Origin of the sequence: Streptomyces sp. SID12488 (genome assembly GCF_010548275.1) — a bacterium.
GTDB lineage: Bacteria > Actinomycetota > Actinomycetes > Streptomycetales > Streptomycetaceae > Streptomyces.
Genome location: NZ_JAAGLT010000075.1, coordinates 1 through 1,658 on the forward strand (window position 1 = coordinate 1; position 1,658 = coordinate 1,658).

1 protein-coding gene is annotated in these 1,658 nt (G+C 65.3%); it reads right to left on the bottom strand.

The window, feature by feature from the left end; translation table 11 throughout:
• Positions 1–1,658: maltose alpha-D-glucosyltransferase (gene treS / locus G3I56_RS42515; RefSeq protein ID WP_164418876.1), on the bottom strand; the 1,658-nt coding region annotated here is incomplete at both ends.

The window sequence follows — 1,658 nt, forward strand, 5'->3', positions numbered from 1 at the left end:
AGCCGGAACCAGTAGAAGCCGTGGCCTGCGAGGGTGAGGAGGTAGGGGAGTTCGCCGATGGCTGGGAAGCGGACTCCGCCGATGAGTTCGACGGGGTGTGCGCCGCTGAAGGCCCGTAGGTCCAGCTCGGTGGGCTGGGCGAAGCGGGAGAAGTTGTGGACGCACAGGACGAGGTCGTCCTTGTGTTCGCGCAGGAAGGCGATGACGGCGGGGTTGGAGGAGGGGAGTTCGGTGTAGGAGCCGAGGCCGAAGGCGGGGTTCTGTTTGCGGATCTCGATCATGCGCCGGGTCCAGTGCAGGAGCGAGGAGGGGGACGACATGGAGGCTTCGACGTTGGTGACCTGGTAGCCGTAGACGGGGTCCATGATCGTGGGCAGGACGAGGCGGCCGGGGTCGCAGGAGGAGAATCCGGCGTTGCGGTCGGGGGTCCACTGCATGGGGGTGCGGACGGCGTCGCGGTCGCCGAGCCAGATGTTGTCGCCCATGCCGATCTCGTCGCCGTAGTAGAGGATCGGCGAGCCGGGCAGGGACAGCAGCAGGGCGGTGAAGAGCTCGATCTGGTTGCGGTCGTTGTCCAGGAGGGGGGCCAGGCGCCGCCTGATGCCGATGTTGGCGCGCATACGCGGGTCTTTGGCGTATTCGGCCCACATGTAGTCGCGTTCCTCGTCGGTGACCATTTCCAGGGTCAGCTCGTCGTGGTTGCGCAGGAAGATGCCCCACTGGCAGTTCGAGGGGATGGCCGGGGTCTTGGCGAGGATCTCCGAGACGGGGTAGCGCGATTCGCGGCGGACGGCCATGAAGATGCGGGGCATGACGGGGAAGTGGAACGCCATGTGGCATTCGTCGCCGCCGCTGCTGTAGTCGCCGAAGTAGTCGACGACGTCCTCGGGCCACTGGTTCGCCTCCGCCAGCAACACCGTGTCCGGGTAGTGGGCGTCGATCTCCTTGCGCACGTGCTTGAGGAAGTCGTGCGTCGCCGGCAGGTTCTCGCAGTTGGTGCCCTCGGCCTGGTAGAGGTACGGCACCGCGTCGAGACGGAAACCGTCGATGCCCAGGTCCAGCCAGAACCGCAGCGCGGAGATGATCTCCTCCTGTACGGCCGGGTTCTCGTAGTTGAGGTCCGGCTGGTGGGAGAAGAAGCGGTGCCAGAAGTATTCCTTGCGGACCGGGTCGAAGGTCCAGTTGGAGGCTTCGGTGTCGACGAAGATGATGCGGGCGTCCTGGTACTGGTCGTCCTTCTTGGCCCATACGTAGTAGTCGCCGTAGGGGCCTTCGGGGTCGTTCCTGGATTCCTGGAACCAGGGGTGCTGGTCGCTGGTGTGGTTCATGACGAAGTCGATGATGACGCGCATGCCGCGCTGGTGGGCGGCGTCGACGAACTCGACGAAGTCGGCGAGGTCGCCGAACTCGGGGAGGACGGCGGTGTAGTCGGAGACGTCGTAGCCGCCGTCACGCAGGGGTGACTTGAAGAAGGGGGGCAGCCAGAGGCAGTCGATGCCGAGCCACTGGAGGTAGTCGAGTTTGGCGGTGAGGCCCTTGAGGTCACCGATTCCGTCGCCGTTGCTGTCCTGGAAGGAACGGACGAGGACCTCGTAGAAGACGGCGCGTTTGAACCACTCGGGGTCCCGGTCCTTGGCGGGAGTGTCCTCGAAGGTGTC